General features: G+C 48.4%; 15 protein-coding genes and 1 pseudogene. 1 reads left to right on the top strand and 15 read right to left on the bottom strand.

What is annotated here, in order from left to right:
- Positions 1 to 41 precede the first annotated feature (41 nt).
- The 8 genes and pseudogenes from NI000_RS36075 to NI000_RS36040 form a co-directional block, all read right to left on the bottom strand.
- The gene (locus NI000_RS36075) at positions 42 to 836 is read right to left on the bottom strand and encodes a hypothetical protein (RefSeq protein WP_253416103.1); all 795 of its coding nucleotides are present in this window, start codon (positions 834 to 836) and stop codon (positions 42 to 44) included.
- Positions 837 to 1,645: 809 nt separating this feature from the next.
- Positions 1,646 to 2,476, bottom strand: a complete 831-nt coding sequence (locus NI000_RS36070) for a hypothetical protein (RefSeq protein WP_253416102.1) — start codon at positions 2,474 to 2,476, stop codon at positions 1,646 to 1,648.
- 48 nt (positions 2,477 to 2,524) lie between these two features.
- Positions 2,525 to 2,929, bottom strand: a complete 405-nt coding sequence (locus NI000_RS36065) for a hypothetical protein (RefSeq protein WP_253416101.1) — start codon at positions 2,927 to 2,929, stop codon at positions 2,525 to 2,527.
- A gap of 531 nt (positions 2,930 to 3,460) precedes the next feature.
- A complete protein-coding gene (locus NI000_RS36060) occupies positions 3,461 to 4,726 on the bottom strand; it encodes an MFS transporter (protein WP_375541039.1) in 1,266 nt (421 codons plus the stop codon).
- 569 nt (positions 4,727 to 5,295) lie between these two features.
- Complete coding sequence (locus NI000_RS36055) at positions 5,296 to 5,862, bottom strand: hypothetical protein (protein WP_253416099.1); 567 nt, start codon at positions 5,860 to 5,862, stop codon at positions 5,296 to 5,298.
- Between the two features lie 35 nt (positions 5,863 to 5,897).
- The gene (locus tag NI000_RS36050) at positions 5,898 to 6,425 is read right to left on the bottom strand and encodes an NAD(P)H-dependent oxidoreductase (protein WP_253416098.1); all 528 of its coding nucleotides are present in this window, start codon (positions 6,423 to 6,425) and stop codon (positions 5,898 to 5,900) included.
- Positions 6,426 to 8,062 (bottom strand): annotated as a pseudogene (locus NI000_RS36045) (DHA2 family efflux MFS transporter permease subunit). It lies immediately after the preceding gene.
- Between the two features lie 42 nt (positions 8,063 to 8,104).
- Positions 8,105 to 8,740 (bottom strand): HlyD family efflux transporter periplasmic adaptor subunit, encoded by a 636-nt coding sequence (locus NI000_RS36040; protein ID WP_253416097.1) that lies wholly within the window; start codon positions 8,738 to 8,740, stop codon positions 8,105 to 8,107.
- Positions 8,741 to 8,905: 165 nt separating this feature from the next.
- On the opposite strand from NI000_RS36040, the gene NI000_RS36035 reads away from it, so the two are divergent.
- Positions 8,906 to 9,370, top strand: coding sequence for a MarR family transcriptional regulator (locus tag NI000_RS36035; protein WP_253416096.1), 465 nt, complete (start codon positions 8,906 to 8,908; stop codon positions 9,368 to 9,370).
- Between the two features lie 83 nt (positions 9,371 to 9,453).
- On the opposite strand, the gene NI000_RS36030 is transcribed toward NI000_RS36035, so the two are convergent.
- From NI000_RS36030 to NI000_RS36000, 7 genes are all read right to left on the bottom strand, one after another.
- On the bottom strand, positions 9,454 to 10,077 hold the full coding sequence (locus NI000_RS36030; protein WP_253416095.1) for a sterol desaturase family protein: 624 nt from the start codon (positions 10,075 to 10,077) through the stop codon (positions 9,454 to 9,456).
- Positions 10,078 to 10,107: 30 nt separating this feature from the next.
- Positions 10,108 to 11,640 (bottom strand): aldehyde dehydrogenase family protein, encoded by a 1,533-nt coding sequence (locus NI000_RS36025; protein WP_253416094.1) that lies wholly within the window; start codon positions 11,638 to 11,640, stop codon positions 10,108 to 10,110.
- A gap of 25 nt (positions 11,641 to 11,665) precedes the next feature.
- Positions 11,666 to 12,358: a lysoplasmalogenase family protein gene (locus tag NI000_RS36020; protein WP_253416093.1), complete on the bottom strand. Its 693-nt coding sequence runs from the start codon at positions 12,356 to 12,358 to the stop codon at positions 11,666 to 11,668.
- A gap of 197 nt (positions 12,359 to 12,555) precedes the next feature.
- Entirely contained in the window at positions 12,556 to 12,813 is a 258-nt protein-coding gene (locus tag NI000_RS36015; RefSeq protein WP_253416092.1) for a zinc ribbon domain-containing protein, read from the bottom strand.
- 77 nt (positions 12,814 to 12,890) lie between these two features.
- A complete protein-coding gene (locus NI000_RS36010) occupies positions 12,891 to 13,802 on the bottom strand; it encodes a helix-turn-helix transcriptional regulator (protein WP_253416091.1) in 912 nt (303 codons plus the stop codon).
- Positions 13,803 to 13,877: 75 nt separating this feature from the next.
- A complete protein-coding gene (locus tag NI000_RS36005) occupies positions 13,878 to 14,249 on the bottom strand; it encodes a hypothetical protein (protein ID WP_253416090.1) in 372 nt (123 codons plus the stop codon).
- Between the two features lie 168 nt (positions 14,250 to 14,417).
- A complete protein-coding gene (locus tag NI000_RS36000; protein ID WP_253416089.1) occupies positions 14,418 to 15,059 on the bottom strand; it encodes a hypothetical protein in 642 nt (213 codons plus the stop codon).
- Between the last annotated feature and the right edge of the window lie 49 nt (positions 15,060 to 15,108).

Below are 15,108 nucleotides of genomic sequence, written 5' to 3'. Positions count from 1 at the left end.
TCTATTTGTATAATTTCAATGGCTTTCAACACTTTTTCCTCCTATAAAAATTCTTTATGCTTTATTGCGATAATTGAAGATATGGCGAACAATATACATCCAACCAATAAATAAACAATCGAAAAGCTTATTGGAAAACCATCTAAAGCTGAGTTATATCCTACATACTTCTCATATTCGGTCCCATTTAAGTGCCAACTAAATATAACCTGACTTGTGGGTAAAAATGTTATAAAATAATTCAAACCTATCTCATAAAAAAATCGAGAAACAAACAACGACAATAAAATTACAGTAAGCCCCGAAGTTAAAGCTAAAATTGTGCTTTTCATAATTGAAATAAAAAAAGTCAACGTAATCATGAAGTAACTAAATAATATATTTAAAATGAAAATAGAGATTATACTTTTAAATTCAGAAAACGCAATGTGAGGATTGAATCCATATACTATTCCTAACCCATATACTACTGCAAATTGAATCAAGTAATATGAAATGGTCCACACAGCAAATACCATCAGCATTCTGGAAACCCATACAGTTCTTCTTCTTGAGCGTGTAAAAATGTAACAAGACATATCATACAATTCATGTGATATTACATTTACTATAATAAATAACAAGAAAACGTGAGGAGAAATCCAAAATAAAACCGGATATATATACTGTATGCTGAACAAATCAAGATGCCCGTAAAGAAAAAAATAATAAATTTCAATCGGGGCCCTAGGATCTACCTTTAAAATATTTTTGTAAATAAAACTCAAAAGAACTGCCCAAATGCAGCCAGCAACAATCTTACCAAGCAGGCTGGGTTGAAAGAAAATTTTATTCATAACTACCTATTAACTCCATAAGATTTCTTTTTATTCAAAATCCATATACCCAAATAATTTAATATAAATAATACTCCTATTATGACGAATACGATAATTAAGTCCTTATAACCAATTGTTGCATATAATGATTTATAAGATAGAAAGAAATAGTGTATATGTGTGTTAGAATTAGAGTGCAACCCCTTTAGAATCAGATCGATCAAACTGTTGAACGCCACAACAATTAAAACACTAACCCAAAATTTTGTTACGCCTGACTGAATAATGTTGCAACATATTCCAAAAAAAATGTAACCAAGAGCATGACTAAAAATCGCGAAAAAACAAAAGAACATGAAATCAATGGTAACAAATTGAATTACCTTTGAAATAACTATGATTATGAACATAAGGAGAAATGTCGTTAGTGAGTAAAAGAAAGATGATAAAATGATCCCTTTTGTTCTTTGTTTCCACCATCGTTCTATACTATGAAATCTAAGAATAACATTATCTTGGTTAAACATACTTGATTGTATGGAAAGAAAGATCAAATATAAAGGAACCATAAAATAGATAATTATTTTATCACTGAAAAATTGAAAATACGCAAAATAAGGAAGCCAATAATAATCGTCTTGTAAATTTAACTTTTTCTGTATCCCAATCCATGTACTTTCTTTGCTCATCGAATAAGCAAAATAAAAACTGATCACAAGGAGAATGCCTATTGTTACATACAGTCTTTTTGAAAAAAACATTTTCTTTATGATGTGTGTATACATTGGTCCTACTAAATTCTCCTCTGCATTATTTCTAAATTTGCGTTACACTTCTTGTAATTCCAGCTCCCTATTTAAACGCATTTTTATTATTCCTAAACTTATAACGAGCATAACCAGCACGATGCTTATAAAGTGCAGTGTAGTCGTTTGTGATAAAGGTATAACAAAATTAAAGAAGGATAAAGATCTAACATTTAAGATTTCTACCATAAAAGAATAGAATAGTTGTAAAAAAAATATGCTTGAGATAACCACTAATCTTCCCTTAGGAAAAAGCATTGATATAGCAAAAGTCCATAATGCAAATAAGACTGAAAATATACTAGCAGTACACATAAACAAAATATTATATAGAAAAGGATGTTGAACACGGGTAAGGTCCAACCAGTAAGAAGAATCATAGTTTTGATACCCAATGTCGTATGCCGGATAAGCAAAGTTATTGTCGAAACCAACACTTGGAAATGCAATAAGGCAAAGTAACTGGTTCAGCATCAATGGAATAAAAGTAAAAAAGAAGGTAACTATAACGATAGTCAAAATTTTTGCTCCAATATAATCACTTTGTTTCGTTCGAGTGATAATCTGCTTATACACCCCACTTTTTAAATCTGTAAAATAGGAATCAGCATAGATAAGGGCAGACAGAAGTGGTAATAGAATAATAAAAGTCTGGTAAAGAAATCTTGAAGGATGCCCTGTTAATATAGAAAGGTCAAAAGCAGATCTTATCGAACTTAAAGGGTTGCCATAATAAGAGTATACTGTTATAAGATATGCGATTATATTCAATATGCACATTGCAGCAAAAATGTATATGGCTTCTCTTCGTAACAAGCAGTTTTTGAGTTCAAATTTTATCATCGATTTCATATAGTCACCCACCAGTAAAAATAAAGAGGGGAAAATCCCCTCTTTTGATTATTTAAAATCAACCTCGCCAGCAACAAATGCGTATTCTTGCCAATACCAACTACCGTTCTGCATTCCCATGGCAACTCCTTGACCTTGATATAAAGGAGTGTTGTTATTAAAAGTAATATTATTATGTGATCCTACTTTAAAATCATAGTCCGCGGAAACCGGAGTCTTCTGATCGTTAGTCGCCCACATTGTTACCGAACCCGTGTTTTGCAGATTCGTAACCTTGTTTTCAATATATTGATTGCCTGTCACTTTAATATGGGTGTTAGTATAATTATTTTTTTTCAGAGGTGGTAAAGAATAACCCACATAAGGTTGAAACCCTGCAGAGACGGCCGGAATTGCGGCAAGAAAAACGAACGAAGCAATTCCTAAAACTTTCAAATTCATTTTGATTTTCAAATTGAATACATATCCTTATTTTGAAATTTATGGATGGCCACCCTTGATGTATTATATAACTTACTCCACAATTTGTAAATTGCTATTTTAATAAAAATTGCTTTTATTTCGTCGCAGTAACAATACTTCCAAAAACCCTCAAGGCATTCTATAAACCGTTGCTTTTATAAGGTTTTTCGTTTGAGCAAAACAGAGTTGTCTTTTTTCTATTAAAAAAAATTCTTAAACACCAAGATCTCATATTTTCGTTTATATAAAAGGCTTGGTTACGGCTGGCAAAGAGTTGAGAAAAAGGCATTTTACTTGCTATTAGAAGCACAAACAGTGGTGGGTATCTATGGAGGGGCGATAGCGGTCGCCTTTGTCTGCGGGAAATACCCGCTACTAAGCGGCTTCTAATAAAAATCCTCTGTAGACAACAGCCACAGGAAGTAGATACCTCACCCCTGAATGTACTTCTATTACCTTAATGGCCCATCTTCTCAAAAAGCCCAGCTGCCATTATGGCAGACTTTTATTCACGCTTTCATCTCAGGCATCTTTAAGAATCGAAGCCAGCAGAAACGACACCGCCAGCAAGCAGAAGGGAACGACACTGATCAAACAGCGGAATGTGCCCTGCGGATCAGGCCCCGGCTGCTCCCCGCTCACATACCCGAACAGCAACCCGACCACCCAGAACGCCAACGCCGAGATCAAGCCGCTCGAACGCGTTATGAACCCCCCGACCGCGGTATAGACTCCCTCTCTCCGGCGTCCGGTCTGCTCGAAGTCCCGGTCGATGATCTGGCTGCTGAGCACGGGCGGCGTCACCAGGAAGCCCGCCAAGCCGAACCCGACCGTAACGCCTGCCGCGATGCCGCCCGCAAGATTGCTGCCGAACCACAGCGGAATGACGGACAGCCCGTACACAGCCAAGGAAAACCGCCAGCTCCGGACCGCCCCCAATCTGCGAACGATCCAATACCACACGGAAACCAGCGGAATGACCGATACGAATACGGAGGCAAGCAGCAGGGAGACTTGCGATTCCGGGATGCGCAGAACGTATTTGGCATAAAACGGAATCATCGACCCGATCAGCCCGTTCACCGTCTGCGCGAACGAGTTGGCCAGATTGAACAACCAGAAGACGCGGTTTTTGAGCGTTTCGCGGAACGCTTCCCGCAGCCGGAGCGGCGGTTCTTGGCGTGCTTCCTCGCTTTCCCTCACGGACGCGGCGCAGAAAAGCATGAATACGGCAAAAGCAGCGGCATACACAAGCGCCATCCGTCCGAAGCCCATCGCGGCAAACAACACCGGCGTCAGCGCCGAGCCGATCAGAATGGCGGCGATCTGAAAGCTCTGCTGAATGGCGGATGCTTTGGCCCGCAGCCGTTCGCCCCGGAACAGCTCCGGAAACAAAGCGCCGTAGTTCACCCACAGAATGGCCGAGACGCTCTCGAACAGCACGAGCGCGATCAGAAACCAGGCGAACAAGCTATAGCCGGACAAGCCGTCCGGGACGGCAAACACCATAACGAACGTCAGCATGAACAGCGGAATGGAGCCTACGAGCCACGGCTTGCGCCGTCCGAAGCGGCTGCGTGTCCGGTCCGATAAATAGCCGAACAAGGGCTGGCCAAGCGCATCCCAGATCAGGTAAATCGTTCTTGCAAGCGTGGCAAGCCCTACGCCAAGACCCAGCTTCTCTACGTAGTAGTAGCTGTAGAACGCGCTGAACGCTTGAGTCGGGATCATCATGGCGAGCATGCCCAAGGCGAAGGCGGTCGGGGAATTCACAAGCTTTTTCATCAAGGAGCAGGTCCCCCTTCGGCACAGTTCTTTGTAAGCGCTACCAATAATGTTTCTGTAAGTCTGTTTCCTATACCGTTATGCGTGCCAGTCGTTGCATTATTCCGATTTATCAGATTTGTAATATAAATGAAATATAATTTTCATCGTCCCTTAATGTTCGCAGGCTATAATAATCCTTGACCCCCTTTTTAATATATAAACCCTTTAGACCCACGGCCCGTTGCTTGTGGGTCTCTTTCTGTCCATTGGTCCAAAGGTTAACACCATTTTTACAAATATTACAATACTAAAGAATCATACCCATGGAAGCCAAATTTCCAAATCCCGGTGTGAATAACCCATTTTGTGAATATGTGAATAATAACAATCCGCTAGACAAGTTTTCCGTTAGATAGGCTGTTTATTATGTGTATAACTCCGTGGATAACTAGGTGACCACATCGAAAATCTACCCAGATACGGGGCTTGTAATTGGTAATTGAGTTGACTTCCAACGCACAAAAAGACTCCATGGCCTCAGGACGCCCATGCGATAACCCAAGGTAATGAAGTCTTTTTCCGAAATCGTATTATTGTTTCTTGTTGTGCATCGACCGCAGCGCCGTACGGAAGTCGTCGTCCTTCATGGGAGCTTCGCCGGCTTTCTCGGACGGCGTCCCGGGCGTTGCCGGTTGGGCAAACCCGCGGAGCGCCTGACGATATTCCGGATCCGCAAGCTTGTCCGAAGTCCGCGCGGCTTCCGCATCGGTTTCGGGAGCAAGCGCCCGGCCCGATTGCGCTATGGGCTTTTGTGCCTCGGCCCCCTTTTCCGCCGCCGAAGTCCCTTGGACCGTTATGGCCTCGGCTCCCTCCTGATTCGCCGCCGCGGGCCGCTGAGGCGCCGAAGGCAGCGGTTCACGCTTCACCGCCGGAGACTCCTGCTCCGCCGGCCGGCGCTTCGTCGCCGCGGCTTCTTGCACAGCCGGACCCGCGGGCGCTTCCGCTTGCGGTCCCTGCTCCGGCGCCTCCTCCGAATGGCCGGGAAACTGCCGCTCGCTCCGGGGGACCGGCGCAGACATCATCGATCGCGTATTATACATGATGAGAACAATAACCAGAATAACGGCTATTGCGATGCAAATGACAGGAACGGTCATCTCGCTTCCTCCTTCCGTCCGCCTGAGTCATCCGCTTAAGAACGCGCAAATCTCCGCGTAACCTCGGCAATCCGCTTCCCGAAAGCCCGACCCAACTCTTCGCCCTGCCCGCCGAGCAGCTCTTCGCTATCGATCGGGCACGTCACGCCTACGCCATAATACGAGCCGTACGTGGCGTTTTCCGGAAGATTTCCCGGCAGACCGACAACGATCATGCCTTGATGCAGCATCGGCGTCATCAGGCTGACCATCGTCGATTCGAGGCCTCCGTGCTCCGTCGCCGTCGTACAGAAGACGCCGCCGATTTTATCGATCAGTTTGCCTTGCGCCCACAAATAGCCGAGCTTGTCGATCCATGCTTTAAGCCCGGCGCTGATCGTTCCGAAATGCCCGGGACAGCCCCAAATAATCGCATCCGCCTCCGGGAGAGCTCTGACGTCCGCTTCCTGCACGCTGCGCACCTGCACATCGGCATTCTCGACGAGGGCGGCTCCTGCCGCGATGGCGTGCGCCAATGCCTCGGTATGTCCGCCTTCGCTATCGTATACCCCCTCCTGGTTCACTTATTGCGCCGTTTGCCCCGGCGACGGGAGCAAAATAACCTCCGTCGTACGCGCATTCGTCTCCTCGGGACTATGCAGGGTCCGTTTTGGCTTATCTTTTCTCACATCGCGCAAGAATACACTCAAACCCAACCCGACCACCGAAATGATCGTCGTCCAGAAAAAGGCATCGTTAATTCCCATCACCGTTGCCTGCAGTTTCGCTTGCCAGCTAACGCCGCTGCCGCTTGCGTTTTCGCTTCGGTCAACGGCAGGTGCGCCGCCGTGGCGATCCGGTTAACGAGCGCATTGAACGAGTCCATGAAGGTCGGGTCCGTCGTATTCATCCGGTCCGTGAACGCGGCATAATGAACGGTCGAACGATTGGTAAAAATCGTCGTAATCAAGCTTGTCCCGATCGAACCGCTGATTTGGCGCAGCGTATTGGACATCGCCGTCCCGTGCTTGCTCAGCTCCCGCGGAAGCTGATTCATCCCGGCCGTCATGATCGGCATCATCAGCAAGGACATCCCGAAATAACGCGCCATATAAATGGCAACAATATAACCGTAAGACGTATCGAGAGTCAGTGTCGTGAATTCGTACGTCGTCACCGTCGTAATGATCATGCCGACGACCGCCAGCGGGCGCGGACCGATCTTGTCGAACAGCGTTCCGGAGATCGGCGACATGATCATCATCACGATCGCCCCCGGCAGCATCAGCAGCCCGGAATCGAGCGGCGTAAAGCCCCGCAGGTTCTGCAAATAAAGCGGCAGAAGAATCATGCCCGCGAACATGCTGGCCGTGACGAACACGTTGATCACGGTCGACAGCGAAAAGACGCCATAGCGGAATACCCGCATATCGAGCATCGGGTTTTCCGAGCGCGCTTGCTGGATGACAAACGCGATAAGCAGAACGAACCCGGCAACGATGCATGACAACACAACGGTGTCCGTCCATCCTCTAGACCCGGCTTCGCTAAGCCCGTACAAGAGAAGCCCTACCCCAGAAATCGATGTGACCGTGCCGAAGGTGTCCAGCTTGATTTTTTTAGGTTCTTCGATATTTTTCAGCTTGAAAAAAGCAATAATGAGCACCAACACGCCGAACGGGAGCATTCCCGTAAACAGCCAGTGCCAGTCGTAATTTTGAACAATCCATCCCGACAAGGTCGGTCCGACCGCTGGCGCGAACATCATCGCGAGCCCGAACAGCCCCATCCCTTTCCCCCGCATCTCCGGCGGAAATATAAACAAGATGACGCTCATCACCAGCGGAGTCAGAACGCCGCCGCCGATCGCTTGAATCAAGCGTCCGGTCAGCATGACCGGGAAGCTTGGAGCGATGCTGCAGATTAGTGCCCCTGCCGTAAAGGCAAGCATCGCGATCAAAAACAACCGGCGGACTCCAAGCCGTTCAATCAAGTACGCAGATAAAGGGATCAGAACCCCGTTCACCAGCATATAGCCGGTGAGCAGCCATTGCACCGTACTCGTGCTGACGCCGAAGTCGGCCGTCAAATGAGGGAGTGCGACGTTCAGCAGCGTCTGGTTCAGAATCGCCAGGAACAAGCCCAACATCAGCACCGTCAATAAACTCCCATAACCTGACAAGCCGCCCCGGTTATCCTTCGTTTCTCGCGGAGAAGCCATCATCGCAGCTCCTTTCTTTATAAGATATTTAGAAGTAAGCCATTATTTTTTCGTCAATTTCACCGTAGCGTTCATTCCCGGCAGGATAGAATCCGAATAGTTCGTCATCGAGATTTTGACCTGTACCTTCTGCGTCACTTTCGTATAATTCCCGCTCGTATTCGCGGTAGGCAGCAAAGAAAATACGGAGTTCGTCACATGTCCGATTTCTTCGACCTTTCCTTTCAGTGTCGTGCCGGCATCGCCGTCCACCGTAATGTCCACTGCCGAGCCGACTTGAATGTCTTTCACGTCGGTTTCGTCCAGGTTGGCCGTCACATACAGGTTCTTCATATCGACAAGCTGCGCCAGCGGCTGGCCGGGCTGCACCATTTGGCCTTCCTTGGCCTGATTTTTGACGATCGTGCCGTCAATCGGGGCAGCGACGTTCACCGTTTTCGAGCCTTCGGCGACTTGACCGACATTGCCGTTTTTGGCAATCATCCCGCCTTCCTTCCCGCTCCAGGACGACAGCGTACCGGCCGCCGGGGCGGATACCGCGATCACATCGCCCGCAACCCGGGCATCTTCGGTCTTGATATATTTGGACGACTGATCGTAATAATAAAATCCACCGAACGCTAACAATACAATAAGAACAACGCCAATAATATTGGCTGCAAACATGCGACCTTTCATTGCGATTTCTCTCCTCCATTATATTTTAATATGTTAATTACTTTGTGATAAAGTAATTTTGCAATAAAACAACTTTAGCATGAAAAAAAACGGAAAACAATTAGTAATAAAATCCGGTATACTTGATCTATCTGCGCGATTTAGAACAAAGTAAGGAGAAGCCCCATGTCCGCAAACCAGCCTCCGGACACGTCCGCTCATGAATTCGACTCGATGAACAGACTGGCGGAAACGTTCCTGAAATACAAAATGAAGCTCATCGAACAAAAGCACAAAGAGCCGCATTGGCGGATGAACAATACGAAATACTACATTCTTAAGACCATCTACCATAACCAAAACTGCATGGTCGCCGATATTGCCAAGCGATTGCAGCTTTCCTCCGGCGCAACGACGATCGCGCTGAATCAGTTGGAGGAAGACGGCTTGATCGTCCGTCTGCGCAGCGACGAGGACCGGCGCACCGTACGGATCGCGCTCACGGAGCAAGGCGCTGCCTTCGTGGAGAGCGCCATGGAAATCCGGCGGCAGCTGCTTACCGATATGCTTGAACCGCTGAGCGACGAGGAGAAGACGCTGTTTTTCGCCATGATCGACAAAATTACGGAACAGCTCGCCTCGAAGCTCTAAAATACAAACGACCCGTAAGCGGGGCACTTTTTGCAAAGCGTCCGTCTACGGGTCATCGAACTTGCCAAATATTGAAAACGGGACTAGAGCCGCAAATCCGTTTTCCCTTCCAGATTGCGCGCCGTTTCGCTTTTTTCCACCTGCTGCTCGTCGCGGAACGTGCCCAGCATGACATCGAACAGCGGGTTGGTTACGCCGTACCAGTAATGTTCGCTTTTGTAATGATGCCAGAGGTGCACTTTCTTCATCCAGCGCCCCCAGGGCGTGATCGGCTTGATAGGCCGGTGGGCGACAAAATGCGTCCATTCGTAGTAAAGCAGGAAGCTGATCACTCCCGTCACAAAAGCGATGGTCAGCACCGTATCCCGCGTCACCCCATAAGCGATAAGCGCCGGTCCGACCATGACTGGGAGGCTGTACCATACGGGAAGGAACAGCAGGTGCAATTCGTTCGGGTAAATATGATGGTCATAGTGCAGACGGCGGAGCATGGCAAGCAGCAGGGGATGCTTCGGCGGCTTCATATGAAACAAAAAGCGATGGATCATATATTCGCTTAATGCATAACCGGCCATCCCAATGACAAGAGCCAGCCATATCGCCCCCTCATTCGCATGCGGCAAAATGACCATCCACCCCGCCACCAGCAATACGCACATTACGCAAATATCAACATGGGTAAAAAACTCTTTGATATATAGTCTCATCGCGCATCCCCTTCCCGCAGCCCGGCTCGCTTATTTGGATTTTCGCATCAGCTCAAGATACGCCCGAATAAAACCAAACAGGCTTCTCCGAGAACCGTACCAGCTTTTAATCAGACGGCCGAAGACCGGATATTTGCCCGCATAAGGAAACCAGTTGACTTCCGCCGGTTTCGTTCCCCGGTCCAGCACGACCGCCTTTTGATGACAAAACAACGTAAGGCCCTCTTCCCCATGGTAGCGTCCTATTCCGCTGTGCTTTATCCCGCCAAAAGGCAGGTACGGATTCGCGATCGTGACCATCACATCGTTAATGCACACCCCGCCGCACTCCAGCAGGTCGGCGACGCGGCGGGCCTTAGTCAGGTCCCGGCTCCAGACGCTTGCGTTCAGTCCGAAAGAGGAATCGTTCGCCAGCTCGACCGCTTCCATCTCATGGTCAAAAGGCATGACATTAATGACGGGACCGAACGTTTCTTCGCGCATCACCTTCATCTGCGGGTTCACCTGCGTCAGTACGATAGGCTGCACCCGCAAGCCCTGCGATAGCCTCCATTGTTCGGGACGAAGTCCGCACTCCAGTTCAGCCCCTTCCTCCAGTGCATGGCGCACATGATCGCTAACGATATCCACCTGCTTCGAAAATGTCATCGAGCCCAAGTCCGTGTCTTCGGTTCCATTTTGGCGCAGCTGGCTTACTTCCTGCTTTAGTCGCGTCACAAAATCGGTATAGACGGACCGCTCGACGTAGATTCGCTCCACCGAAATGCAAGCCTGCCCGCTGTTGGCCAGCGATCCCCATACCGCTCCTCTCACGGCCCGCTCCAGATTCGCATCGGCGAAGACGATCATCGGGTCCTTGCCGCCGAGCTCGAGCGTGGTCGGGATGAGCCGTTTCGCGGCTTCTTGCTGAATCCGCGTGCCGGTTTGCACGGAGCCCGTGAAGAAAATATAGTCCGGCTCCGCCTCAATGAGCCTGGCTCCCAGCGCGCCATCCCCATGAGCGATTTGCACAAGCCCTTCGGGAAATCCCGCCGCCGCGAATATACGCTCCATCAATATCCCTACCAGCGGCGTTACCTCGGAAGGCTTGACAATGACGCTGTTGCCAGCCGTTAATGCGCTTAGCGCTGGTATCATCGCAAGCTGAAACGGAAAATTCCACGGCGCAATGACAAGAACGACACCCCGGGGGTGGTAGGAAATCGCGGATTGCTTCCCGAACAAGGTGAGCGGCGTCTTCGCTTTTCGCGTCTTTAGCGTCTTGACTGCGCAGTCTTCCATATGCTTGATCGCATCCGCCACGATAAACAGCTCGTGCGTTGCCGCTTCCACGAGTGGCTTCCCGGTCGCCTGAACAATCAGCTCCGCGCATTCCTCAAAATGCTCTGCGATGTAGTAACGAATCCGCCGCAAATACGTCAATCGTTCCGCTACCGGCATCTGCCTCCATGGGATCGACGCCGATTTGGCCTTCTGCATCATGCTTTCTACCGCTTCCAGCGGCGTTGCACGAATTTCCTCTCCTTCTTCTCCAGTCGCAGGATTTACTGCTCTCCACACCACCACGATCGCTCCATTTCGCTACAATTTATTTTATTCGCCGAACATCATCCTGCCGCGGCGTAAATAATCGCCATCTGCCCGGCGACCATATTTCTTTATGTTTAATACGGTACCCCCCGACATCCGTCACGCCGATCAGCAGATCGGACAGGACAAAGATCAGGCCGCCGACAGCCGTCAGCCACCAGACTCCCCCTAGCATCATTGCCAGATCAAGAGCAAAACAGGCCATTCCACCAACCCATAGTCCGTATCCAAGCGCTCCATAATTAAGGATGGCTTGCTTGCGGGGATTGCGAATAAAGAACAGCCATCCGATAACAAGCAGCAGACCGTAGCCGGCCACACCGATCCATAAGCCGCGGCCTCCCGCAGCTCCTCCGCTTGTGGCCATCATTTGAATAAAGGCCGTCATATAGAAGCTCTGCGCGACCGCGAAGGTCAGCATGCCGCCAATTAGCCTTTGCGGCCATGGAATGATGCCGGCCATGGACAGATCGCCGAGGAAGGACATCAGCATTCCCCAAAATACCCACTCGCCATAAGGCGAGGCCGGGTCAGATCGCCAAATCACGAACGCAGCCGCAACCAGAGAGAGACTGAGCATCACCCGTACCCACAGCGGAAGTATAAGACCGTCCTCGCCACCTGCCGCTCTCCGCCTTGCCATCCATAAGCCCCAAGTAAAAAGAACAACCTGCACCAAAGCAATCCCCATCGTACCCCTCCAAATCTAAATCCATTCTATATCCTATATATGCCATTTTCCATCATTTCATTGACGGTTCAGTTAAGAAGAACGGCTCAGGCTCAGCAAAAAGATGAAAGCCGCAGACGCGCCTGCGAATAACGCAGAGCACGACGGCGGCTTCTTTTGCGACCTGATAAAAGCTTTAGTACGGGAACGTTAATCTGTTACGCCCATCTTTTGAGCGAAGGGATGAATTGATTCAGCATTTCGCGGGCTTGCTGCTCCGACATGCCTTGACCTTCGACAACATGCGGTACGCATTCCTCGATCATCGACTGCACGGTAGCGTCCGGGGAGGTGAAGGCCCCTCCTTGATAGCAGTAGGTGCAGTACTCTTCATTGCGGCTTCCGTCGGCATTCGTGCCGAAATCTTCGGCAGCGTTCAGGGGCATGCTGCAGCTTTGACAAAATTGTTTGTCCATTTTGACAACCTCCATTTGATTGGGAATAGCTACAGCATACACCCCTAACTATGACAACAGTTTGTCATGTTATTTTTTCATTTCCCGTACATCTTACAGATGCGCTCCGCGCGGTCCCGGATGAGCACGCGCAGCCGCTCGGGTTCGAGGATTTCGACCAAGTCCCCGAAGCTGAGCAGGAAGCCGTACACCCACTCGTCCTCGGGATACGTCTGCACGACCGTCAAGAAGCCGTCTTCTCCCGATTGCCCTTCCTCCATGCCGAAAAACTCTTCCGCCCGGGCTCTCGCCTCAGGCGCGAAGCACAGTACCATCGTCACCGTCCGGGAGCTGCTATTCCACATCTGCTCCAGGTCCTTCTCTTCCAGGCTCGCATGCTCTCTGCGCTCGAACGGGTGATCCGTCACAACCACTTGAGTCATGCGGGACAACCGGAACATGCGAAAATCGCCGCGAAGCGGGCAATACGCATACAAATACCAAGCTGCGCCCTTGAGCAAAAGCGTCATCGGCTCGACCTCACGGTCGGTCGTCATCCTATTATTCGAAGTATAGGCGAAGCGGAGGGTCACCTCCTTCTGGAGTGCCTCCCGAATCAGGGCGACCTTCCGCTTCATCGCACCGTCCGCCCCCCACGGATTCATATCGATGACGAGCCGCTCCTGCCAGAAGCGGGCGGTCTCTTTCTCCTTGTCGGTGAGCAGGCTCGTATATTTCTCCAGCGTCGTTCCGAGACGCGCATCGTCCAGCGTCTTCGTCATCCCTTTCAACGCCGAAATGACCGAAGCGATTTCCTCGAACGTCAGCGCGTTCCGGTCCAGCCGGTAGCCCTCCATGACGGCAAAGCCACCCCCGGCCCCTTGATAGGCGACGATCGGGAATCCGGCTTGGCATAACGTTTCGATATCCCGGTAAACGGTCCGGACCGAAACCTCCATTTTATCCGCGAGCTCCGCGGCCGATATTCTTCTCCTGTTGACAACCAGCATCAAAACAGCAAGTATCCGTTCCAAACGCAAGACCGCTCCAGCCTTTCTTTATTCGTACTCTGCATCATAGCAGCATCATTTCGACTTAAGCAGCACGTCCTCCTTTTTTCCGGCCCATTCGACATGTATGGGGATTTCCTCGCTCTTTGGAAGGGAAGGAAACGTAGAAAATGAGCGGTCCACAATTTTATTATTTTTTATGCTATAGCCTTTTGTCGAGTGGCTTCCCCCGAAAAAGGAATAGGAGAAGTCAATGGGCACCGTAAGCCGCTCATTCGGTTTATATTGAAGCGTTAATCTTTCCTCCGCTTTGTCGCCGATCCGATAAACTTCAAGCTTCCCCGTCCAATGCTCGCTCTCTCCGGAGAATACAAGGTTCTTTTGATCTTCACGGGCACATCCCTGCAAAAGCAGCAGTAAAAAGACTAAAACGAAGGCTTTTCTCATCGTCAGACCTCCCTGTTATTTACAATAATACCATACTAAAAAAGCCAGCTTATGGGAACCGGTAATTTCACATATTCATGTGCTGAATAAGAAAAGCCCATAGGCGGGATTCCTCGTCTATAGGCTGGATATGTTGTGTGGGTAACTATTATTCTTTTAAATGGCAGATCACTTTATATCCATATATTGGATTTTGAGACCAATGACTTCTCCCGTCTTCAGATCAATATCTGCATAACCATGATAAAAATAGCTGCACATCCCCCACACAATACATACTTTCTTTGATACATCCTGGTTATCAATCTGATATGGCTTTTTAAAAACAAACCTATAACTAACACTTGGATTGTCTGGTAAGTGTTTGTCCACCAAAAAAAGTTCCGATTGATGATAAGGCAATTCAGGATAAAATTTCCCCAAAGTTCTTTTTTCATTTTTTAGATTCTGGCCGAGCATTGGCTTGGCCAGATTAACATTATATTGTCCCTCCCCTATGATTTCGAGTGATGCCGAGGATAGATAATTAGTTAAAGCCTCTTGAAGATAGAAATTCATTCGTTGATCCAAGGTTTCTCTGACCACAAAGATCATACTAAGTCCTAATAAAACAATTCCTACATAGGAAATGAGGCTGTTCTTATATCGTTTTATTAATAAAAATAAACTTAATAAACATAATACAGTAACGACTACAGCCATAGAATAAAAAATGATTTTATTATCCATATTTCGACGTAAGTAAATAAAGACCGGTAACAAACAGACAATTGAAAAGTTCAGATATGTTAAAACCGTTCTCTTCTTCATCTTAAGCCCCCATCAAAAAGATATAATGTTAGATTTTAACCTTTTAGCT

Origin of the sequence: Paenibacillus tyrphae, assembly GCF_024158745.1 — a bacterium.
Taxonomy (GTDB): Bacteria; Bacillota; Bacilli; order Paenibacillales; family NBRC-103111; genus Paenibacillus_G; species Paenibacillus_G tyrfis_A.
The sequence above is the reverse complement of the archived record's forward strand: the minus strand, read 5'-3'. Positions and strand labels throughout refer to the sequence as shown.